The sequence below is a fragment of the Mycoplasmatota bacterium genome (assembly GCA_018394295.1).
Taxonomy (GTDB): domain Bacteria; phylum Bacillota_I; class Bacilli_A; order Haloplasmatales; family Haloplasmataceae; genus JAENYC01.
The window spans coordinates 859,812-883,683 of the sequence record CP074573.1 but is presented as its reverse complement, the minus strand read 5'-3'; the positions used below and the strand labels follow the sequence as shown (position 1 = coordinate 883,683).

The window sequence follows — 23,872 nt, the reverse complement described above, 5'->3', positions numbered from 1 at the left end:
CACCCACTAATTTTTATTTTTTTCTTGTGTTTCCATTAGTACTTCTCTAATTTTAGGAATCACATTTTCCTTTACTGTTTTTCTTGCTTGACGGATAGCATTCATATAAGCATATCCATCACTAGACCCATGTGCTTTAACAACAACAGAATTACAACCAAATAATACAGCACCACCAACTTCACTTGCATCGAAGTTCTTCTTAATATTTTTTAAATTTCTTTTGGCAATGATTGCCCCTAACTTCCCAGTAAAGTTAGCCATTAATTCTTTTTTTAGGATTGCACCAAATGCTTTAGCGGTACCTTCTATCGTCTTTAATGCGATATTTCCTGAAAAACCATCAGTAACCAATATATCGCAAGCATTCATTAATATTTCTTTTCCTTCGATATTACCAACAAAATTCAAATCAGAGTCCTTTAGTAAGTCATAGGTTTGTTTTTCAAATTCTCTACCCTTCTTTTCTTCTTCACCATTATTTAATAAACCAATACGTGGTTGTTTTTTCCCTAATACTTTTTCACTATAAATAGAAGCGATTTGCGCAAATTGGAGTAACCATTCAGGTTTACACTCAACATTAGCACCTGAATCAAGTAAAATCATATATTCCCCATTAATTTGAGGAATAGTAGGTCCTAAGGCAGGACGTGAAAATCCAGGAATTCTTTTAACAATTAAAGTTCCACCTGATATAACAGCACCAGTTGGCCCTGCTGTAACAATTGCATCACATTGCTTATCAAAGCAAGCTTTCATTGCTTTAATCATAGAGGCTTCCTTTCTTTTCCGTACACCAGCAGCTAAGTCCTTTTCATCCATTCTGAAATAATCTTCACAATGCTCGATTGTTATTCTTGTACTATCGGTTAATAATGGTCTGATTTGATTTTCATCACCAAATAAAACGATTTCTATATCGCTAAATTTACTAATAGCTTGCATTGCGCCTTCAACAGTTATTTTAGGAGCATTATCTCCTCCCATAGCATCTACTGCGATTTTAATCATGATAAACATCTCCTTCATATTCTTTTCTCAGTAAACTAAAAATAAATATATCAACGAATTTTCCATGTACAAACTGTGCCTCACGAAGCATTCCGTCAACATGCATATTCATCTTACGCATTAAGTGTATTGAACTCTCATTAAATCGATAAACTTCACACGATAATCGGTTTAATCCTAAATTATTAAATCCATAACTAAATAATACATTAAGGGCCTTTACCCCAAATCCACGTCTCCAAAGTTCTTTCTTGCCAATCATTATATCAAATGAACCCATTTTATCTCTCAAATCATAACCAATTTCCATTTTTCCAATAACAGTATCTCCTAAAAGGATTGAAAAAATCTTTAAATCTTCACTATTACCATTTAAATATAAATCATAAGTGGATTTAAAATCTTCAAATGTTTCAAATAAATAATTATTCGTTAGATAGGCAATCTCTCGATCTGAAACATATTTATATAAAATTGGTAAATCTGCTCGTATTATTTCTCGAACAATAAATTTCATAACATCACCTATTTCTACCCTAGATTCATTATACACAACTTAGGCTTAATATTTAATATTTTTTAACAATTTTAATCAAATAATTCATTATTATCAATTAATTCATTTTCAATATAATATTTTAAGGCAAAATATTCAGGATTTGTGAATAATTCATTGGTTTCAATTATCATTTTAGCATCCTCTCTAGCTACATCTAATATATGATAATCATTTACTAAATCCGCCATTTTAAACTCAGGTAATCCTGACTGTCTTGAGCCAAAAAAATCACCCGGGCCACGTAATCGTAGATCTTCATCCGCAATTTCAAATCCATTATTTGTTTTTGTTAAAATATCAAGACGTTCTTTTGTTTTATCATTTTCATAATCACTGACTAGAATACAATAAGATTGTTTGTCACTTCTTCCGACCCGTCCTCGTAATTGATGAAGTTGTGCAAGTCCAAAACGATGAGCATCTACAATAATCATTAAGGTTGCATTTAGTACATTGACACCAACTTCAACAACAGTAGTTGACACAAGAATTTGTGTCTTGTTCTCCATAAAATCATTCATCACTTGTTCTTTATCACTACTAATCATTTTTCCATGTAGCAATCCTACCTTATATTTATCTTTAAAATAAGTTTTATATTTTTCATAAATATCTATTGCATTCTCTAAATCAATTTTTTCTGATTCTTCAATAAGTGGTGTAATAATATAGACTTGTTGGTTTTCTTGAATAATTTTATCGATAAATTGTACCAACCGTTCTTCTAACTGACTTTTAATTAAATAAGTTTTAATCTGCTTTCTTCCTTTTGGCATTTCTTTAATACTTGATACTTCCATATCACCAAAAGCAGTTAAAGCAAGTGTTCTAGGAATCGGTGTTGCACTTAAAAATAATGCATCGAGTGTTTGTCCTTTTTCACGTAATATTTTACGTTGATTAACACCAAAACGATGTTGCTCGTCTATAATTATTAAACCTAAATGGTTAAAGTTAACACCCTCACTAATTAAGGCGTGAGTTCCTACTAAAATATCAATGGAACCCATCGCTAATGCATTTAGTAATTGTTTTCTATTCTTACCTGTAATAGAACTTGTTAGAAGTTCAATTTTGAGGGAATAATCTTTAAATGTTTCATTTAAATAATGATAGTGTTGTTCTGCCAGGATTTCAGTAGGAGCCATTAAACAACCCTGATAGCCACTTAAATAATTAGCATATAAACTAATCACAGCAACCACAGTTTTACCACTACCTACATCTCCTTGAATTAAACGATTCATCTGATAAGTTTCTTTCATATCGTTTAATATTTCTTTTGTAACATTATGTTGATCATTTGTTAAATCAAATGGTAAAAGACTAATGAACTGTTTAATTAATTCCTCTTTAAATGATTTGGGCTTTTTTTGTTGATTTTTATGTTCTCGATTCTTTAAATATAGGATTTTTAATTGAAACTTTAATAACTCCTCATATTTTACGCGTCTATATACCTGTCTAATTTGCTCATGGTTTATCGGAAAATGAACAAAAGAAATCATGTCTTGATTACCAATTAAACGATACTTATCCATCAAAGATAAGGGTAAATCTTCATCTATTAAATGATGATATTGTTGTAAAGCTTTCTTCATGATATTTAGAAAATAAGTTTTATGTAAATTTTTTAGTGAGTAAACTGGTTCGATTCGATCACTATCAAGTGATTTTAACGATAATTTTTGGGCAATAATCTGTGCTTTTTTTTGCTCATATTTACCAGTAACAGTTACAAACATACTTTTACTTATTTTATTTCGTAAAAAATCACGATTAAATGCAACGATTTTGATTACTAAATCATTTACTAATATACAAAAAGTCAAACGACTATGATTTCTCTTATAGGTATAAAAAACAGGTTCTGTCACCACTTGACCAACTACCGTCACCTTTTCATTATCTTCAGCTTGGTGCAGATTAATAACTTCATAGTTTTCATATCGATAAGGAAAATAATATAATAAATCATAAACCGAATCTATCCCTTGATTATGTAAATGTTCAATCATTCTTTTACTTATTCCTTTAATCTGTTCAATCCTTATTGTTTTTAATTTATTCATCTTATCATCCCTATTACTTTTGGTCACCTATATATACTCTTATGATAATTATTATAACATATTTTAGTAAAAAAAAGTAGATTAGAAAAATCTACAGACTTAATCTATCGACAATTTTATAACCATAAAATAGAATCTTATATATTCAATATATCACACACACTATAAAAAAGAACCGGTATTCAAATCTACTATAATTTATTAATACTCATAAAATTGTTCATCTCATATTTATTTATTATTTTATTGTGGCCCTACCTTAATTCTACCATTATCCAAATATATTTAAAATATATCTTTTATAGATTTGTATAGAGATTACATCAAAATAAATAACCCAATCGTATTCAAGCGATTGGATTATTTATATTATTATTTATAAAACTATTTAGAAAAGAAAATTTTACCTTCTAGCATTATACACGTTTATGACGAATAACACCAACTGTTAGTGATACCCCACCTAATACAACAAGAGGGATGATAATATATAATACATTAAAATCTTTATCATTAGTATCATCATTTAAATTAGTACTGTCTGTCGTTGTCAACAATTCTGTTGTGGTCGTTTCTTCAGTTGTCGTGGTTTCTTCTGTTGTTGTCGATTCTTCTGTTGTTGTTATTTCTTCAGTTGTTGTTTCTTCTGTTGTCGTTGTTTCTTCTGTTGTTGTCGTTTCTTCTGTTGTCGTTGTTTCTTCTGTTGTTGTCGTTGTAATAATTTCATCTTCATCTTTTTCAACAATCAATACCGCATTAGACACATTTCTCAAATGACCATCTGAAGGTTTATTCATTACAGTTAATACATCATCAAGTCGTAATAAGAACGTAGATGAACCGCCTCCATCAATCTCTATCGCAGTATATGCGCCTAAATCTTTAGCTAATTGGCCTTGTTGAGCGATAGTAATTCCTTTACTATATTCAGGTTGTCTTCCATCAATAACCATTACAAAGTATTTTCCTTCGGTAGTGATACCAATTGTTGTACGTGGTGCTAATTGATCTGCTGAAGGTGCTCCTTTTGGTAATAGAGTTCCTTTTTGCATTAATATATGACGACCACCAATTACCCATGGCATATTAAAATCACCTTTTGGAACTTTGACTACTTCAATTTGAGTGTTATATTTGAAATTATTAAAAAAGAATTGAGAAATTTCATTATCACCTTTAATGTTAATTCCTAAATGACCTGCTGGTAATGGTAATGATTCATCACTAACAACTTTACCTCGTGCTAAACGATATGCAATCCCATTCATTGGATATGAAAATTCAGTTGCTTGTTGATCTTCAAACTGAATTAGATACTTCGCTGAATTAGGCTCATCCATTGAAGAAAATTTAGAAGGTTCCATAAGGGCAATTTCTCCATCCTCTGGAATCTCATTATACTTATCAACTACAAAATTTTCAACGCCATCTTCTGTATATACTTTGATTTGATATTCAAAACCTTCAATATTTCCAACCACTACATTTCCTAAATTATCAAACCCAATTTCATGCATATAAGAATTTGGTGCATCTCTTATGATAACACCATCTTTGATATAATACCCACATGGTGTATGGTCACCCATAAAAAAGTCACCGTTTACCGCAGCCATTACCTTATTACCAGTTTTGGTTTCATAATCATTTGCGATATCCACGACTGTAGAACCTACAAAATTATCATTATTATTTTCAACGTGATGAATAACCATTTTATATTTACTGCTAAGTCCTGATAAAAAATCCGCATAAAATATTTTTTGTGGGTAATTATTCGAATCTACTAGCTCTATACTTTTATAAGTAATACCATTTACATCCTTTGTTTCTTTATTTAATAGATCGCCTAAATCAAAAGGCCTAGCAGAAACAATCATGATGTTTAAAAGAAATAATGCAACAAAAATAATACAAATTTTAAAATATTTCATTCTTATACCTCCCAAAGTATCTCAACAAAGATGAGGGTTTATCCCCTCTAATCATAATAATTTATTAATTTCAGATATTACCTACCACTCATCTGAAACCTATAAAAATACATTAAATAAGAAACATACTTAAATTGTAAAGGTTTTCATCCATTTAGTCAATCATTTTGGAAATAATTTCTTAATTATTTCCAAAATAATGGATATAATCTCCATAGTAAAAATCAACTATTCACAAAAGAATACTCTTTTAATTTATTCCTGTTTTAAAAAAAAGTTAGAACTTTCTTAATGAAAATTCCAACTTTTTAAATATATATAAATATGGTAGAGCTGTTCTAACAAGAGTTCTTTATTTCTATAGTATTTTATTGACTACAGCTCTTGCTGTTTTCTCAAGCATGTTGTTAGCATCACTATTAATATATAAAGTAATACCTGTACACAGAACATCAATTAGATATAGTTGTGAAATCTTTGAAATTAAAGACCCACCTTCTAAAGGTCCCTCTTTTCTAACTGTGTATAAAATAATGTCTGCATATCGAATGACTGGTGATTTAGAATAATTAGTAATAACGATAATCTTAACACCATTTTCTTTTGCGATTTCTGCGACTTCTAAAATATCTTTTGTACTTCCAGATAAACTTACTAAAACAATTACATCTTCAGAGGTTAAGGTTGATGTAGTCATAGACATAAAATGCGAATCCAAAAGTGCATCTACATGAAAACCTATTCTCATAAGTCTTGCTTTTGCTTCCATTGCTACAATTCTTGAATTCCCAAGTCCGAAGAAATATTTTCTTCTACTATTCACCAACATTTCAACAGCCTCATTTATATATTTTTCATCAATAATATCCTTTGTTTCTGTTATCACAGAAATCATATTATCAGCTATTATTCCAAAAAATCCTTCACTTTCAGTGGAGCGATTTTTTGGTAATTCTTGTGCTAAAACCAACTTAAATTCTTGATAACCCTTTAATCCTAATTTACGGCAAAAACGTAAAATAGTCGCCTCTCCCACACCAGATAATTCTGATAGTTCCGTTATAGATAGATAAACAATGTCACTATAATTGCTGCTTTTCAAATATTCTAAAAATATTTTATCTGTTTTAGTCATTTTATCTTGTACTGCATCTATTCTACTAGCTATACTATTAACCATTTCACCACCATACTTTCATCATAATATTCCTAATCTAAGGTTATTTACCTTCAGTTAATCGGTCAATTGCTAGTTTACTAGCACCGTATAAACCAGCTTTATTTCCTAAAATGGCTGGTTTTACATCTGATTGTATTTGAGGATTTAATGATAGTTTTTCTTGTAATAGATGCCACCATTCATCCTTTGAATCAACAACCCCTCCACCAATGATAACTAATTTAGGGTCATAACTTAAATTAATATTATGAATAGTTATTGCTATATCATTAACATACTCATTTAGAACATCTTTTGCTTTTTCATTACCCTGTTTAATATGATCGAATAGTTCTTTACCATGGTTAATTGAAATACCAGCTTTCTTTACACGTTTAACTAAAGCAGTTCCTGATATATATTGTTCAACACACCCTGATTGCCCACAATTACATGGATATCCATTTGGATACAATATTACATGACCATATTCAGTCGCACTAAAATGTGATCCTTGATATAATTGATCATTTAAAATACTTGCTCCACCAACACCAGTCCCTAAAGTGATCATGATGATATCCTTATAACCTTTACCTACTCCTTGCCACTTTTCACCAATTAAAGCTGCATTAGCGTCATTTTCAACAACTGTTGGTAGATGGTAAGTCTCTTCAACATATTCCTGTAAATGAAATCCACTCCATCCTGGTAAATTATCTGTTGCATAATACACAACACCGTTTATATAATCAATTCTACCAGCAGAACCTATCCCAATACCTTCTACTAATTCGTTTTTAGATAGTAAGGTTTCTATAACTTGATTCAATCCATTTAATAGTCCTTCTCTACCTTGAGATGTATTTGTATCTACTTTGGTAATATAATTGCAATTCCCGCTATTATCGATGATAGCTCCTTTTATCTGTGTACCACCTATATCAATTCCTATAACTTTAATAATAATCACTTCCTAATCTTTATTTGTATTTAATTAATTACTTTACCGTTCATTTTCAATATAATCAACGTCCAAACCAACCTCAAACATACGACTCCAAGGCATATAACATCTTTTAATCTTAATGTTTTTCTCGATGGTTGATAAATGTTCTTGTACAAAAGTTTCTAACCTTTTTTGGACTATCTTTGATGCTATCCCACTCTTTTCTTTAACATCAAAATAATTAAAACCTAATGGTTCTAAGTCATGATCACAAACGTATTGTCGAACAAAACCACAATAACCTGCATCTTCAACATAGCGGAGTGCTAAAAATGATTTATTTATTTTTTGAGTTAATAAATAGTACATCGCTTGCGGTATACTTGTTCCTAATGTATTTGATGAAGTATTCCAAGCTGCATAACTAGCCAACTTCATTAATAACTCTCTATCATTTAATAATTGAATCAATTCTATGTCAGATCCATTTCCAAAAGCTACATCACCAATTGCGACTGGTTTTTTCAACACATGAATAGCATAATCAATAAACTCAACAAATTCAACTAAATTTCTTTTGACAGTATATCCCTGATGTCTCTGGAAAAATTGATTAGCACCTATTATGTAATCTGCTGGGGCATTTATCATTAATATTATATCAGCCATCTCAATATTATCAATCAATAAGCCACCACTTGCTAATATTTGATACTTAACACTTTCATTTAAAATACGATCTTCATAATTCGGTATCACTACATCTGCTAAAGTACTTGAATATTTAACATAGATTAATGGTTTTCTTTGATTGAGTTGGTTAAGTAAACGCATAATTAAAGTCATTCCAACTTCATCTGCTCCTGGATACATATAGGCATTTAATTGTTGTTTTGTTTCAAAAATATATTTTCTTATCTCTTCTTGATCAATTGCTGTGTAACCATATGGTGCTGAATCATCTTGTGGAACAATTAAGAAATCTATTACATTATTTTTTAAGTAATCTATACTCATTTTATTCGCAAAAAGATTTATTTTACGACGTGTTAAATAATCATCTAAAGCATCTTTATCAATTGAATTTTCTAATTCTATTACTTTCTGTTTTGCTGACTCATCTTTTTCAAGTCCTAGAGAGATTCTATGATTTAGATATCCTAATGAAAAAATCTCTTTTCCATAAGTTTCATAATAACTTGGTTCTTCATCATCACTTGAATAACGTGGACATCTCATAATGAGATGGAATGCATATATTATTAATTTGGGATTAACTTTTTTTATATCTTCTAAAATTGATAATTTAGATTTAATTTCATCCACAGATAAATGATGTAAGCGTGATGGTACAATTCCACCATAAAGTAACGTATCTATTGAAAGTACTAATCCATCTGCTTCCTTTACTTCATTTAAAAGCCATTGTGCTATTTTATCTGTATCACCACTTTCCTTTTTATTTCCCATCATTGATATATCAGGTTTTACAATATTTAATTCCTCTTGGTCAAACAATTTTGAAGGAAAATGATAATTACATGGTCTTTCGTCTAATGGTATAAAAATAATTTTCTTCATCCTAAACACCTCAACAATTTTATATTAGTTATTTAATATGTGGTAATGTTTGTAATTGCAATTAGATAAATTTTATCTAACATCTAATCGAAATCATCTCTTTTTTTTAACCATAAAATTTACTTACACTTCGAAACTTTATTTCATTTTTTACTAAAAAATGAATATTATTTTCATTTAAATTTTATACGCTTTCTTTTAAAAAGTAAAGATTTTTTAGATTTTTTTTGAAAATATACAAACATAAAAATTACATTATTGATTAGTGATTAAACAAACGTCAAAAAGGTAATTTATATGTAAATAAATTTAAAGTAATCCCTTAATAGAGTAAAAAAGAGCTATCTTGATTAGATAGCTCTATTAATACTAGTTTCTGTCATAGACATCTGAACTGACTCAATTCGTAAACTAATGATTGAAGCCAATACAACTTTTACAATATCAAATGGTATATAGATTAACATTCCATACAGAATTTTCCCAAGTGATCTATTCGTGTAATAATCTAACCACATGATTGCTATAAAATAGATTAGAATGATCCCAAAGATTGTTGATATTATCAAATTTTTAGAAAATGTATGCTTCCCAAAATGAAACAAACTAATTAAATAAGCAGCAATGGGAAAAGAAAGAATAAATCCACCAGTAGGACCAAATATTGCTTCAAGTCCTCCTCTATACCCAGTAAAAACCGGGAATCCTAAAGCACCTATCAATACATATAAAAGTATACTTATAAAAGCATCTATTGGACGTAAGAGCAACCCAGCGAGTATAACTACAAAGGTTTGTAACGTCACATTTATATTTAATATAGGTACTGGGATGTAGAATACAATGGTAAATACAATCATCAATGCAGTAAATAGCGGTATAGTGGTCAATCTCCTAACAGTCATCTTAATCACCTATTTTCATTAAATTCGCTAATAAAACATTATTAGATAAATGTTTTAACAATCTGCTAAAGACATGGTCAATATTTATATCTTTATTTAAAATCTGTTTTAATGAGATGGCAGTTGGGGTTTCAAATTTTTCTTGGTTAACATTTAAACCGACACCAATAATCATATATTCTAATTGTTTATTATCATATTTTGTTTCAATTAAGATACCAGCAATTTTTTTATTTCCAATATATATATCATTTGGTTCTTTGTAACGAGCATCTATATCAAATTCATCTAGTGTATTAAAAATCGCACTTACGATAATTGGATTAATATCATCCGACATAAAAGGTAAATCCTTTTTAATTAGGAGTGAAAAAATTAAGTTTTCATTATAATTAGACTCCCAATTTCGTCCGAATTGACCATGACCCTTTGTCTGATAATTTGCTTTAACTGTCGTAAAGTTAGGCAATTTTTGATAATTGTGTTTTAAATATTCATTCGTAGAGTCAATTATTTCAAATTCAATTAAATACTGTAAAAATTCTATTCTCATCTTTATTTACCAATCGCAAATGTTAATTCTGCCTCACAAGCAACTTTATCTCCTACATAAGCAATCGCTTTTCCGATTCCCATACTTCCACGAACCTTAATTAATTCTGTTTCTAATCTTAAAACATCGCCTGGGGTAACTTTATATCTAAATTTAGCTGATCTTATTCCAGCAAAATAGGCAATTTTCCCTTTATTTTCAGGTAATGATAAAATCGCAACAGCTCCAACCTGTGCCAATGATTCAATAATTAAAACCCCTGGCATTACTGGTTCTTCTGGAAAATGTCCTAAATAATGCATTTCATTATTTGATACACATTTTATCCCAATCGCTTTTTTTCCTGATTCTAGTTCAATAATTCGGTCAACAAGTAAGAATGGGTAACGATGAGGAATTATTTCTTGAATTTCTTTACTATTTAATACCATCATTTCACGACCTTAATCTTCAAATTTTTTGAAAACAATACAAGCATTTTGTCCACCAAAACCAGCACTATTACTAAAAGCATAATTAATATCTCTATTAACTGCTTGATTTGGAGTATAATTTAAATCACAATTTTCATCTTTTTCTTGATAATTAATAGTTGGTGGTACAAGATTATTCTCAATTGCTTTAACCGTTATTATAGCTTCTATTCCACCAATTGCTCCTAAAGCATGCCCTGTCATTGATTTGGTTGAACTAACATTTATTTGATAAGCAGCCTCACCTAATGCTTTTTTTATTCCTAGTGTTTCTAATCTATCATTATGTGGTGTTGATGTCCCATGTGCGTTAATATAATCAACTTGTTCTGGGCTAATATTAGCATCATCTAATGCGATTTTAATACAATTTGCTATTCCTAAAGCAGTTTCATCTGGAGCTGTAATATGGAAGGCATCACAAGTTGTTCCATAACCAACCATTTCACCGTAAATCTTTGCCCCTCTTTTTTTAGCGTGTTCATATTCTTCTAATATAATCACACCTGCTCCCTCAGCAATCACAAATCCACTACGTCTATTATCAAATGGAATAGAGGCATTATTAACATCATTTGATGTATTTAGTGCTTTCATTGTCGTAAATCCACCGACACCTAACTCATTAATTGCTGCCTCAGCTCCACCAGCAAAAGTGATATCACAATACCCATCACGTATATAACGGAATGCTTCACCAATTGAATTTGTTGCTGCTGAACAAGCTGTAACAACAGGTATAGCAGGTCCTTTAGCACCATATTTTATCGCAATATTTCCTCCAATTAAATTCACAATTGAATTTGGGATAAAAAATGGCGATAACCTGTCTCCACCTTTCTCATGTGCTTTTTTTGATTCATCATTAATTGTACCTAATCCTCCAATACCACTTGATACAAATGTCCCAAAACGGTAAGGATCAATTTCAGCATTTTCTAAATTTGCATCTTGATATGCTTCACCTGCTGCTATTAAACCCAAAACAATCGCACGGTCTAAACGTTTAGCAGATCGTTTATCAAGATATTTTTCAATTTCTAAATTTTTAACTTCACCAGCAATTTTTACTTTCATATTAGATGTATCAAATTGAGTAATCGGAGTGATTCCATTTTTACCACTTTTAATTGAATTCCACATATCATGAACATTATTGCCAACAGGAGTAACAGCTCCTAAACCAGTCACAACAACACGTCTTTTCATTTTTATCACCTATCCTTTTAATACATTACAAGTCCACCATCACAATTGATGACTTGCCCAGTTATATAATCTGATAAATGGCTACTTAAGAAAGCAACTAAATTAGCCACATCACTTGCTTTTCCTAATCTATCTAATGGAATATTTCGTGTATATTCTTTTCTTATTTCTTCACTTAAACTTTCTGTCATTTTAGTTTCAATGAATCCAGGTGCAACAGCGTTACAACAAATATTGCGTTTAGCTAGTTCTCTAGCAAGTGATTTTGTTAAACCAATAATCCCTGCTTTTGAAGCACAATAATTTGTTTGACCGATATTCCCCATAATTCCAACAACACTTGAAATATTAATAATTTTACCACTACGTTGTTTTGACATATGCTTTGCTATATGTTTACAACAATTCCATGTACCTTTTAAATTCACATCTATGACTTTATCAAAATCATTTTCTTTCATCCGTAATAGTAAAGAATCTGCTGTAATTCCTGCATTATTTACTAAAATATCTACTTTACCATATTTTTCAATAGTTGAATTAATGAGCATCTGTGCCTCATCATAATTAGAGATATTGGCTTTTATCGCATATGCTTCTTTTCCCATTTGTTTTATTTCTTCAACTAAAGATTCTGAAGCATTACTACTTGAATTATAATTGACAACAACTGTAGCACCATAAGATGCTAATTTCAAACTGATTTCACGACCAATACCGGTTGCGCCACCTGTGACAATCGCAATTTTGTTAGTTAAATCCATGATTTCACCCTTTCTAAATCACTTAATTTATCAATTGAAATAACGGTTTTAGTCCGATCTATTTTTCGAACAAATCCACTTAAGACATTCCCAGGACCAATTTCAATAAAGGTATCGATCCCATCAGCAATCATTTTTTTTATGGTATCCTCAAAATAAACTGAGGATTCAATTTGTCTTTTCATTAATTGTGGTAATTGATTAAACGGTAGATAATCAGCAGTTGCATTCATGATGATATCAATAGCTGGTTTATTGTAAGGAGTCTTAATCACTTCTTCATACATTTCATTAGCTGCATCACTCATGAGTGATGTATGAAAACCACCACTTACATTTAAAACAACGGCACGTCTTGCACCTTTTTCTTTTGCTTGTGCACATACCATTTCAACTGCTTCTTTTTTTCCTCCAATGACTAATTGATTAGGACAATTATAATTTGCGATTTGAACTATGCCATGTGTTTTGGCAACTTCCTCACAAATATTTGTTAAAACATCTTGTTTCATACCAATAATCGCTGCCATTTTACCTGGATATGCGGTTGCACATTTTTCCATGTAATTCGCTCTTTGTTTTACGAGATACACAATCTTCTCAAAATCAAAAATTCCTGATGCATATAAGGCACTATATTCTCCTAAACTAAATCCTGCTAAAACCTTGGGATTTATCTTCATCTCTTTTAATATGGCAGTATAAATTCCAAGTGATGTTACTAATACACTTGGTTGAGTATATTGTGTTTGGTTTATTAACTTATTTTCTTCAAAACAAATTTTGGTTAAATCATAACCTAAAACTTGATTAGCTTTTTTATATAAATCTTTTACTTCATCGTATTTTTCATAAAAGTCTTGTCCCATACCAATATATTGAGATCCTTGACCAGAAAACAAAATCGCTAACGTTTTCATATCTTCACCTATAAGATTTCTAATTTATTTTTATAATTATCTACCTCTAAAAATAAATCTTCAATAATTTGTTTAATTGATTTCACTTCTTTAATCATCCCTGCCACTTGTCCTGCCATGAATGATCCTTTATCAACATCACCATCAAAAACAGCTCGTCTTAATGACCCTAATGTCAATTTTTCTAAATCTTCTAAGGTAGCCCCTTTATCGGTCATGCGCAAATATTCTCTTGCCATTCTATTTTTTAAAACACGTACAGGAGCCCCTGCCTTGCGACCTGTTACAACTGTACTCGTATCATTTGCATCTATTACTTTCATTTTATAATTGTCATGAATAGGACATTCATTACTTGCTAGAAGGATTGTTCCTACTTGTATACCTTTAGCACCTAATGCAAATGCTGCTAGAACTTGTCTTTGATCAGCAATTCCTCCAGCTGCAATAACTGGTATAGAAATAGCATCTACTACTTGAGGTACAAGAGCCATCGTTGTTAATTCTCCTACATGTCCTCCTGATTCTGTACCCTCAGCAATTACCGCATCAGCTCCTGCTCTTTCCATTCGCTTCGCTAACGCTACACTTGGTACAACAGGAATAACAACGATTCCAGCCTGTTTCCAATTTTCCATATAAGGTCCAGGGTTTCCTGCACCAGTTGTAACAACTTGAACCCCTTCTTCAATTACCATTTGGGCAATGTCTTTCGCATGAGGTGACATTAACATAATATTTACACCAAATGGTTTATCAGTTAGTTGTTTACATTTAATGATTTCTTGGCGTACTGTTTCTGCATCATTTCCACCAGCCCCAATCAATCCTAATCCCCCAGCATTTGATACTGCTGATGCTAAAACATGAGTTGCAATATTAGCCATTCCTCCTTGAATGATTGGATACTTAATGTTTAGTAACTCACAAATATTTTTCATAAACTCCTCCTATAATGTTATTAAAGCTGCTCCATAGGTAAAGCCTGAGCCAAAACCTACGAGTAATAATTTTTCATTTTCTACACTTTTTTTACTATTTATATATTCATCTAAAGCAATCGCAATAGAAGCTGCAGATGTGTTTCCATATTGATCAATATTAAGGAAGAACTTATCCATGTCAATTTTTAAACTTTTTGCAACACTCTGAATAATTCGTATGTTTGCTTGATGTGGGATAATTCTTGTTACCTCATCCAATGATATACCACTATCATCTAAAACTTTATTAATTGCTTTTTCTACAGCACCAACAGCAAATTGATAAACTCTTTTACCATCCATATGAATAAATTCATCAACATATAAAGTTTTGTTTAACTCACCTTGACTAGTTGAATAGAAATAAGCTAACTTATCTTCTACTGTATTTTCTAAAATTAAACATCCTGCGCCATCACCAAATAAGACACAAGTATTTCGATCATTAAAATCAATTACTTTAGTAATCACTTCTGCCCCAATAATTAAAGCACTTTGATACTTTCCACTATTTAACATAGATCCAGCAACATTCAATGCATAAATTAACCCTGTACAACCTGAATTTAAATCAAAACAAGTAATGTCTTGTTCACTTAAACCTAATTTAGCTTGAACTAAATTAGCAACACCTGGACTTAAATAATCCGGTGTAAAAGTAGCTACAATAATTAAATCAATCTTTTTTGTATCATAATCTACTTTTTGTATCGCATTTAAAGCTGCTTGATAAGCTAAATCAGAAGTGTTTTCACCAGTAGAAAAATGACGATTTTTTATTCCTGTCCGTTGAACAATCCATTCATCATTTGTATCTACTATTTTTTCAAAATCTTTATTAGACATTATTTTACTAGGAGCATAACTCCCTGTTGAAATAACTTTGACATTATTCATTATCTTCTTCATATTTCTCAATTCCTTCATAAAAGTTTGTTTCGATAATATTATTAAGTTTTACTAAAATCTCATTTAATACCATCGCTTTATCTTTATCGATAGTTTGAATTAATTTATTAATCAATTCATAATAAAATATACCATAATGTTTAATTACACTTAAACTTTTTTTAGTTAGATATAGAATAATAATTCTTCTATCCTGTTTGTTTCTTGTACGAATAACATACCCTTTTTTAACGAGACTATTAACCGTAATCGATAGTGTCCCATGGGTTATCTTCAATTTATCAGCTATTTCACTCATTGATTTTATATTTGATATCCCAATGATATATAAAACTTTTACTTCATTAGGCGTCACATCAACAATACCATATTCCTTTAAAAATTTTCTTTCAAAAAATTGTAGTTTTGATTGTAACTCAAAAAATAAATCACCAATACTGTTAATCGTAAAATCACTTTTCCTCATAAACACTCATTTGACGGTATTTTTGATAACGTGATGCTAATAATTGTTCTCTATCAATTGATTGTAAATCTTTAATCTTACTTATTAATTGTTTTCTTAATATCTCAACAGAATATTTTACATTCTCATGTAATCCTTCATTCACTTCAGGTATGATGTTATCGATAATTTGATAATGATATAGATCTTCACTCGTTAACTTCATCTTTAATGCAGCTTTTTTGGCAAGTGATGCATCTTTATACAAAATAGAAGCGAATCCTTCTGGAGATAAAACTGAATAAATGGCATTTTCAAACATCCACACTTCATCGCTTACGCCAATAGCTAGTGCGCCACCACTTCCACCTTCACTTAAAACAAGTGAAATTAATGGTACTTTTAAATCAATCATATCCATCAAATTATTGGCGATAGCACTTGCTTGACCTCGTTCTTCTGCTCCTATTCCAGGATAAGCTCCAGGTGTATCAATAATAAATATAATGGGGCGATTAAACTTTTCTGCTTGCTTCATTAACCGTAATGCTTTACGATACCCTTCAGGATGGGGCATACCAAAATTATGTTCAATTTTCTCATTTGTTGTGACCCCTTTTTCCTGTGCGATTATGGTTACAGGCATTTTCCCTAAATAACCAATTCCACCTATTATACTTGAATCATCACGATACAATCGATCGCCATGTAATTCAATAAAATTTTTAATTAAAAGATCGATTAATGTTTTAGCAGTCGGTCTTTTGGGATGACGAGCAAGCATCACTTTATTCCAAACTTGTTCTTCTGTTAATCTTTCCATATTTATTCCACCTTCTTGTGTAACGAAAGGATTTTCTGTATTGTTTTCTTTAAGGATTTTCGTTCACATACTATGTCCACAAAGCCCTTATTAAGTTGAAATTCAGCAGTTTGAAATCCTTCTGGTAAATCTTGTCTTATGGTTTGTTTAATGACACGTTGTCCAGCAAAACCAATTAGTGCATTTGCCTCACTAATAATGATATCACCTAGTGAAGCAAAACTAGCTGCTACTCCACCAGTTGTAGGGTTTGTCAAGACACTAAGATATAATAAACCTGCATTATGATGGTATTTTAAAGCAGCACTGGTTTTAGCCATTTGCATTAATGAAAAAATTCCTTCTTGCATTCTCGCACCACCTGATGCTGAAAAAATAATCAAAGGTAATTCATTCAAAGTAGCATATTCAATGAGTCTTGTAACTTTTTCGCCAACAACATTCCCCATGCTCCCCATCATAAAATAGCTATCTAATACCCCAATAGCTACTTTTATATGGTTAATTTTCGCTTCACCACAGATAAAGGCATCCGTTTCGTTTGATTTTGCTTGATAATTTTCTATCTTTTCTAAATAATCAGGAAAATCTAAAACATTTACAGTGTAAATATTTGTAAAAAGCTCTTTAAAACTGTGTTTATCACAAACAAGTTTAAGTCTATCACGAGCATTCATACGAAAATGATATTGACATTTGGGACACACATGATTATTTTTTAATAAATCATTTATATAAATCAGTTCATCACATTCGCTACATTTAGTAAATAAACCATCAGGAATATCAACTTTAGACAATTTCGAAGTTTTTTTTCGTATTTTTTTCTTAAAAATATCTAATTTGGATTTTCTATCTTCTAAGAAATTTTCCATCCTAATCACCCTTACCTAATTTTATAAACTGTTTGATAAAACTCGTATCATAAATACCTCTAACAAAATCAGGATTATGCATAATTAAATATTGAAATTCAATATTACTTTTAATTCCATCAATAATAAATTCTTCTAAGGCACAGCGCATTTTTCTAATGGCCTCTTTTCTAGAGTGACCATGTACAATCACTTTAGCTAACATCGAATCATAATAAGGAGGCACTTGATAATTACTGTATAGATGGGTATCTAACCTTACGCCATTACCTCCAGGTAATACTAAATCCTTAATTAATCCCGGACTAGGTCGAAAATCATTGGTAGGATCTTCTGCGTTGATACGACACTCTATCGCGTGACCTTTGATTTTTATATCTTCTTGTCGAAAAGATAGTTCTTGTTTGTAAGCAATCTTAATTTGTTCTTTGACAATATCAATTCCAGTCACTAGTTCAGTAACTGGATGTTCTACTTGAACACGTGTATTCATTTCAATAAAATAGTAATTTCCTTCTTTATCAACAATAAATTCAACGGTTCCTGCATTTTCATAACCAACTTGTTTGGCAATTCTAATCGCAGCATTTCCGATTTCTTCTCGTAATTCATCTAGAATAAATGGACTTGGTGCCTCTTCAATCATTTTTTGATTACGACGCTGAACAGAACAATCTCGTTCACCTAAATGAACAACATTACCATAACTATCTGCTAATATTTGTACTTCAATGTGACGAGGATTTTCAATATACTTTTCAATATAGACGGATTTATCCCCAAAATTTGCCTCTGCTTCCATTACAGTCTTTTCAAAAATTTTAGTAAATTCATCCTCTTCTCTTACGATACTAATCCCTTTTCCACCGCCACCATTCACTGCTTTAATCAAAACTGGGTAGCCAATTTGATTAGCGATTTTAACGCCTTCTTTAGCATCAAGAACAATACCTAAAGAACCACTCACTACAGGAACATTACTATCTTGAGCAATTTTTTTAGCCATTGATTTATTTCCACATTTTGCGATAACTTCATGACTAGGACCAATAAACTTAATTTCACATTCCTTTACAATTTCTGCAAACTTTTCATTCTCTGATAAAAACCCATAACCAGGATGAATCGCATTACAACCTGTAGCTATCGCAGCACTAATGATACTATTTATATTCAAATAACTATCTGTACTTCTTGACTTACCAATACAGATGGCTTCATCAGCAAATTTAACATGTAAGCTATCTTTGTCAGCAGTAGAATAAACTGCAACACAACTAATACCTAACTCTTTACAAGCTCTAATTATTCTTACAGCGATTTCGCCTCTATTTGCGATTAACACTTTATTTTTCATAATCACACCTACCGAATAGTCATGATGACTTCATCAAAGCCAACAGGTTCACCATTTTTAATATTGATTGATTCAATAACACCAGAAGTCGGTGCTGATATCTCATTCATGATTTTCATTGCTTCAATGATACATAAAGTATCTCCTTTATTCACTTTTTGCCCAATTTTAACAAAGGGTTCATCTTTAGGTGAATTAGCACCATAGAACGTTCCCACAAGTGGTGATTTAACTTGATATATTTCTGTTTCATCAGTAATTTCAACTTTTTTCTCTTGATGATTGTTACTCTTAACCACTTGAATTGGTGAAACTTCTACTTCTTGAAGATTATTTTTATTCAATTTTATTTTAAAATTATCCATCTCTATTTCAAGATTAGTAATATTTGAACTCTCAAAGTCTTTTATTATATTCTGTATTTGTCTGAAATCCATAAGAACCTCCAATAAAAATGTTTTGAACTTCAAAGTATATATTAAAAATTATAGCGATATAAAATATCGCTAAAAATTTCTACTTATTATTTTCTAAATAACGAACTATATCGCCAACTGTTTTTAAATTTTGTGCAGCATCATCTGGTATAGATACATTAAACTCTTCTTCAATTGTCATTACTAATTCAACAGCATCTAAACTATCTGCACCTAAATCATTTTGTAAATGTGTCTCTAATGTAATCTCATCTTTAGAAACACTCAATTCTGTAGAAACAATTTCACTTACTTTTTCAAATATCATTTTTAATTCCTCCATTTTAAATTAAATAATTAACATAGCCTACGGCTAATGTTTGTAAACCTACATGAGCAACAACTGTTGCTGGTAATGTAAATATTTCAATTTTCATATGAGGTAGTCTATCCTTGATTACTTTTAAAGCATAATCTTTATCACTCGTATTTTCTGTATAAGCAAGATGGACAACACCTTTATGTTGATCTACTTCTAAAGCTACTTTTTCTATTACTTCTCTAATGGCCGCTTTATAGGTTCTAACGGCTTTTTCATTTACCAATTTCCCCTCTTTTGTCAAAGCGATAACTGGTTTTAATTTTAATAAGTTAGCTAACATACTTTTCGCATTTGATAATCTTCCATTTTTAACAAGTGAGGTTAGATCATTAAGTGTGACATAATAACCTGTTCCTTCACGAAGTTTTAATACTTTATTTATGATGGTCTGACTATCAAAATCTAAACGTGATAATCTACAAGCTTCAAAAACCATACTACCTAAGATTGAAACTGTTGTTCTTGTGTCCACAATATCAATTTCAATTCCTTCAATCATATCTTTTGCTAAAAATCCATTTTGATAAGTCCCACTTAGTTCCTTAGATATTGGTAAATAGATAATATGTGTATATCCCAATGATTTTATTTTTTCATACATTGTTAGAGTTTCACCAACTGAAGGTTGACTTGTTTTCGGAACTCTATCTGTTTGTTTTAATGCTTCATAAAATACATTGTCACCCTTTGTTTCAAAGTCTTTATATATTTCATCTCCAATAAAACAAGGGATATCTAAACTAAATAAGTTATCATAACTATGTTCTACATTATAAATAGATGATGAACTATCTGTTAAAATTGCGATTTTAGACATTATTTTTACTCCTTAATTAGTTAGACTTTCAAATATTTTGAAGTACAAACTAATTTTAACATATAATAAATATTTGTCAATTTATTTTTTCTTTTTTTTATATTTTTTGTCATTTTTTTAAAATTATAGCAATATTTTTTAAAAATAACCAGAAATTTTGTAACCGTTATTTTACAGCAATAAAATGGGAATTTAGACTATGAAATTACGTTTAAATTAGAAAAACTTGGTATTTATATTTATAGGTTAGTATGTCTTAGTATATCACTATACAATATCTTTATAATAAATAAAGGGATGCTTTAGCATCCCTTTATTCTATTTATTCAATAGCGATAATATAAGAGTAAACTGGTTGATTACCTTCTAAAATTTCTAATTCAACATCTTTATAGTTTGACTCAATAAATTCACTAATATTTTCTACTTCATCTTCACTTACATCATCACCGTAGAAGACAGTTACAATTTCAGTATCTTCATCTACCATTTGATTCAGTAGTGAAAGCGTCACATCTAATCGATCATGACTACTTACAACAATATTTTTTTCAAAAATTCCCATATAATCATCTTTAAGTATTTCTATCCCATTATACTGAGTATCACGAACTGCATAGGTTACTTGTCCAGATTTTACTTCATTCATCTGTTCAACCATCACTTCGTAATTAGATTCTAAATCTGCCGTTGGATTAAAAATAAGTAATGATGAATATCCTTGCGGAATTGTTTTTGTTGGTATAACTTTAACATCAACATCATCAGTAACATCTGCTGCTTGATTTGCTGCCATAATAATATTACTGTTATTTGGTAAGATAATCACATTTTTTGCATTGACTTCTTTAATTGCCTTTAAGAAGTCTTCAGTTGAAGGATTCATGGTTTGTCCACCAGATATAATGATGTCACATCCCATTTCTTTAAAGATATTAGCTAGCCCTTCTCCAGAACATACAGCTATAATACCATATTCCTTTTTTTCAACTTCTTTTTTAACTTCCATTGTATCATTTACTTCAGATACAATTGTACTATGTTGTTCTTTCATATTTTCTATTTTTAATTTTAAGAATTCACCATATTTTTGAGCAAAGTTTAAAGCTACCCCTGGTTCATTTGTATGAACATGCACTTTAACAATATCCTCATCTTGAACAACAACTAAAGAATCTCCTATAGTTAATAAGAAATTTGATAATCTTTGTTCAGTAAATGGATTTGTTTTAGTTTTTTCTTGATCTAATTGTACAATAAATTCTGTACAATAACTAAAAGTGATATCTTCAACATTAAATTGTGCTTGTGCACTTTGGGTATTTTTATTGTCTTTATTTTCATCTAATTTTAGGATTTCTCCATTAATTGCTTTTTTAAAACCTTCATAAATAACCAAAAGACCTGCTCCTCCTGAATCTACAACACCAACTTCTTTTAATACTGGTAATAAATCAGGTGTACGTTTTAAAGAACGTTTAGCTTCATTTACTAATCTCGATAAAAGTTCTTCAAACGACATTTCTGGAGTAGCCATTCTATTAACTTCATCTGCTGATTCTCTTGAAACTGTTAAAATGGTTCCTTCAACAGGTTTCATGACTGCTTTATAGGCAGTCTCAACGCCTTTTTTTAATGCTTTTGCGAATATAACAGTATCTGCAATATCATGACCTTCTACGCCATTTGCAAACCCTCTAAATAATTGTGATAAAATAACACCAGAATTACCACGTGCTCCCATTAATAAACCACGCGATAATTTTTTAGCAACTTCTGCAATTGAATTTGAATTTAAATTGACAATCTCTTTTGCGCCCGCATTTAATGTAAGTTTCATATTTGTTCCAGTATCCCCGTCAGGTACAGGGAAAACATTTAATTCATCTATATAATCAGAATTATTATCAAGATTAACAGCTCCATTGATAATCATTTGTTTGAATAGAGAGCCGTCAATTTTAAAAGTTGACATCTTAACTACCTCCTATTTTTCATCAATGACGCGTACTCCCTGTACGAAAACATTCACACTTCTAACTTTTTTACCAAAATATTGTTCAACATCATATCTAACTTTCTTTTGAATTTCTAAAGAGACCTCTGATATTTTAATACCGTAGCCTAAAACTACAAATAAATCAATGTCTATTAAATCATTCTCGCTACGAATAGCGACACCTTTTCCAAAATTTTCACGACGCAAAATAACAGCCAAACCATCTTTTAGCTGATTGTTTGACGCCATTCCAACAACTCCATAACACTGTGTAGCTGCTGTGCCTGCGATTTGAGAAATTGCATCAGTAGATACATCAATTCTTCCAAATTCACTTTCAATATGTATACTCATACTAAAAGCCTCCTAACAATGTATAATAACAAACTTTACTACCTCATTTACTATTAAATTTTACTATAAAACGACTATTAATACAACAATTTTATTCAATCCTTTTATCATTTTATCACTTTTCTTTTATATTATGTTAAAAAAACTTGAAAAAATGTTAGAATTATGATAAATTTATATAGTCAAATGAGATATAATACCTATGAAGGAGGTTGTTCTATGGCTCGTGTATGTTTCGTTACAGGACGTCGTACCACTAGTGGAAATAAACGTTCTCACGCTTTAAACTCTACAAAAAGAACATGGAAAGCTAATTTACATAAAGTTCGAATCTTAGTAGATGGAAAACCAAAAAAAGTATATGTGTCGGCTCGTGCTTTAAAATCAGGTAAAGTAGAACGAGTATAGCAAAAAGGTTCA

The 23,872-nt window shown here is 30.5% G+C and carries 25 protein-coding genes; 1 reads left to right on the top strand and 24 read right to left on the bottom strand.

The window, feature by feature from the left end:
- Positions 1-6 precede the first annotated feature (6 nt).
- From plsX to KHQ81_03810, 24 genes are all read right to left on the bottom strand, one after another.
- Positions 7-1,011 (bottom strand): phosphate acyltransferase PlsX, encoded by a 1,005-nt coding sequence (gene plsX, locus KHQ81_03925; GenBank protein QVK19545.1) that lies wholly within the window; start codon positions 1,009-1,011, stop codon positions 7-9.
- A complete protein-coding gene (locus tag KHQ81_03920) occupies positions 1,007-1,531 on the bottom strand; it encodes a GNAT family N-acetyltransferase (protein QVK18869.1) in 525 nt (174 codons plus the stop codon). The genes plsX and KHQ81_03920 overlap by 5 nt, the downstream gene beginning before the upstream one ends.
- A 71-nt stretch (positions 1,532-1,602) precedes the next feature.
- Positions 1,603-3,645: an ATP-dependent DNA helicase RecG gene (gene recG / locus KHQ81_03915; GenBank protein QVK18868.1), complete on the bottom strand. Its 2,043-nt coding sequence runs from the start codon at positions 3,643-3,645 to the stop codon at positions 1,603-1,605.
- 416 nt (positions 3,646-4,061) lie between these two features.
- Entirely contained in the window at positions 4,062-5,579 is a 1,518-nt protein-coding gene (locus KHQ81_03910; GenBank protein ID QVK18867.1) for a phosphodiester glycosidase family protein, read from the bottom strand.
- 358 nt (positions 5,580-5,937) lie between these two features.
- Positions 5,938-6,759, bottom strand: a complete 822-nt coding sequence (locus tag KHQ81_03905; GenBank protein QVK18866.1) for a MurR/RpiR family transcriptional regulator — start codon at positions 6,757-6,759, stop codon at positions 5,938-5,940.
- A 40-nt stretch (positions 6,760-6,799) separates the two neighbouring features.
- Positions 6,800-7,705 (bottom strand): ROK family protein, encoded by a 906-nt coding sequence (locus tag KHQ81_03900; protein QVK19544.1) that lies wholly within the window; start codon positions 7,703-7,705, stop codon positions 6,800-6,802.
- A gap of 39 nt (positions 7,706-7,744) precedes the next feature.
- Positions 7,745-9,268, bottom strand: coding sequence for a DUF4127 family protein (locus KHQ81_03895; GenBank protein ID QVK18865.1), 1,524 nt, complete (start codon positions 9,266-9,268; stop codon positions 7,745-7,747).
- Between the two features lie 350 nt (positions 9,269-9,618).
- Positions 9,619-10,173 (bottom strand): biotin transporter BioY, encoded by a 555-nt coding sequence (locus KHQ81_03890; GenBank protein ID QVK18864.1) that lies wholly within the window; start codon positions 10,171-10,173, stop codon positions 9,619-9,621.
- Between the two features lies 1 nt (position 10,174).
- Positions 10,175-10,726 (bottom strand): biotin--[acetyl-CoA-carboxylase] ligase, encoded by a 552-nt coding sequence (locus KHQ81_03885; protein ID QVK18863.1) that lies wholly within the window; start codon positions 10,724-10,726, stop codon positions 10,175-10,177.
- A 2-nt stretch (positions 10,727-10,728) separates the two neighbouring features.
- The gene (fabZ, locus tag KHQ81_03880; protein ID QVK19543.1) at positions 10,729-11,157 is read right to left on the bottom strand and encodes a 3-hydroxyacyl-ACP dehydratase FabZ; all 429 of its coding nucleotides are present in this window, start codon (positions 11,155-11,157) and stop codon (positions 10,729-10,731) included.
- A gap of 12 nt (positions 11,158-11,169) precedes the next feature.
- Positions 11,170-12,408 (bottom strand): beta-ketoacyl-ACP synthase II, encoded by a 1,239-nt coding sequence (gene fabF, locus KHQ81_03875; protein ID QVK18862.1) that lies wholly within the window; start codon positions 12,406-12,408, stop codon positions 11,170-11,172.
- Between the two features lie 17 nt (positions 12,409-12,425).
- Entirely contained in the window at positions 12,426-13,172 is a 747-nt protein-coding gene (fabG, locus tag KHQ81_03870; GenBank protein QVK18861.1) for a 3-oxoacyl-[acyl-carrier-protein] reductase, read from the bottom strand.
- Positions 13,163-14,092 carry an ACP S-malonyltransferase gene (gene fabD, locus KHQ81_03865; protein ID QVK18860.1) on the bottom strand — a complete coding sequence of 310 codons (930 nt, stop codon included), beginning with the start codon at positions 14,090-14,092 and terminating at the stop codon, positions 13,163-13,165. The genes fabG and fabD overlap by 10 nt, the downstream gene beginning before the upstream one ends.
- Positions 14,093-14,100: 8 nt before the next feature.
- Positions 14,101-15,033 carry an enoyl-[acyl-carrier-protein] reductase FabK gene (gene fabK / locus KHQ81_03860; protein ID QVK18859.1) on the bottom strand — a complete coding sequence of 311 codons (933 nt, stop codon included), beginning with the start codon at positions 15,031-15,033 and terminating at the stop codon, positions 14,101-14,103.
- A 9-nt stretch (positions 15,034-15,042) separates the two neighbouring features.
- A complete protein-coding gene (locus tag KHQ81_03855; protein ID QVK19542.1) occupies positions 15,043-15,972 on the bottom strand; it encodes a ketoacyl-ACP synthase III in 930 nt (309 codons plus the stop codon).
- On the bottom strand, positions 15,965-16,450 hold the full coding sequence (locus KHQ81_03850) for a MarR family transcriptional regulator (GenBank protein ID QVK18858.1): 486 nt from the start codon (positions 16,448-16,450) through the stop codon (positions 15,965-15,967). The genes KHQ81_03855 and KHQ81_03850 overlap by 8 nt, the downstream gene beginning before the upstream one ends.
- On the bottom strand, positions 16,437-17,252 hold the full coding sequence (locus tag KHQ81_03845) for an acetyl-CoA carboxylase carboxyltransferase subunit alpha (protein QVK18857.1): 816 nt from the start codon (positions 17,250-17,252) through the stop codon (positions 16,437-16,439). The genes KHQ81_03850 and KHQ81_03845 overlap by 14 nt, the downstream gene beginning before the upstream one ends.
- 2 nt (positions 17,253-17,254) lie before the next feature.
- Entirely contained in the window at positions 17,255-18,127 is an 873-nt protein-coding gene (gene accD, locus KHQ81_03840) for an acetyl-CoA carboxylase, carboxyltransferase subunit beta (protein QVK18856.1), read from the bottom strand.
- A 1-nt stretch (position 18,128) separates the two neighbouring features.
- Positions 18,129-19,484, bottom strand: coding sequence for an acetyl-CoA carboxylase biotin carboxylase subunit (accC, locus tag KHQ81_03835; protein ID QVK18855.1), 1,356 nt, complete (start codon positions 19,482-19,484; stop codon positions 18,129-18,131).
- 8 nt (positions 19,485-19,492) lie between these two features.
- The gene (accB, locus tag KHQ81_03830; GenBank protein QVK18854.1) at positions 19,493-19,921 is read right to left on the bottom strand and encodes an acetyl-CoA carboxylase biotin carboxyl carrier protein; all 429 of its coding nucleotides are present in this window, start codon (positions 19,919-19,921) and stop codon (positions 19,493-19,495) included.
- Between the two features lie 79 nt (positions 19,922-20,000).
- Positions 20,001-20,228, bottom strand: coding sequence for an acyl carrier protein (gene acpP / locus KHQ81_03825; protein QVK18853.1), 228 nt, complete (start codon positions 20,226-20,228; stop codon positions 20,001-20,003).
- Positions 20,229-20,244: 16 nt separating this feature from the next.
- Positions 20,245-21,099, bottom strand: a complete 855-nt coding sequence (locus tag KHQ81_03820) for a DegV family protein (GenBank protein ID QVK18852.1) — start codon at positions 21,097-21,099, stop codon at positions 20,245-20,247.
- A gap of 322 nt (positions 21,100-21,421) precedes the next feature.
- Positions 21,422-23,074 (bottom strand): DAK2 domain-containing protein, encoded by a 1,653-nt coding sequence (locus tag KHQ81_03815; protein QVK18851.1) that lies wholly within the window; start codon positions 23,072-23,074, stop codon positions 21,422-21,424.
- A gap of 12 nt (positions 23,075-23,086) precedes the next feature.
- Entirely contained in the window at positions 23,087-23,452 is a 366-nt protein-coding gene (locus KHQ81_03810) for an Asp23/Gls24 family envelope stress response protein (protein ID QVK18850.1), read from the bottom strand.
- Between the two features lie 219 nt (positions 23,453-23,671).
- Here KHQ81_03810 and rpmB point away from each other — a divergent pair, with 219 nt between their 5' ends.
- Positions 23,672-23,860 (top strand): 50S ribosomal protein L28, encoded by a 189-nt coding sequence (rpmB, locus tag KHQ81_03805; GenBank protein QVK18849.1) that lies wholly within the window; start codon positions 23,672-23,674, stop codon positions 23,858-23,860.
- Positions 23,861-23,872 lie beyond the last annotated feature (12 nt).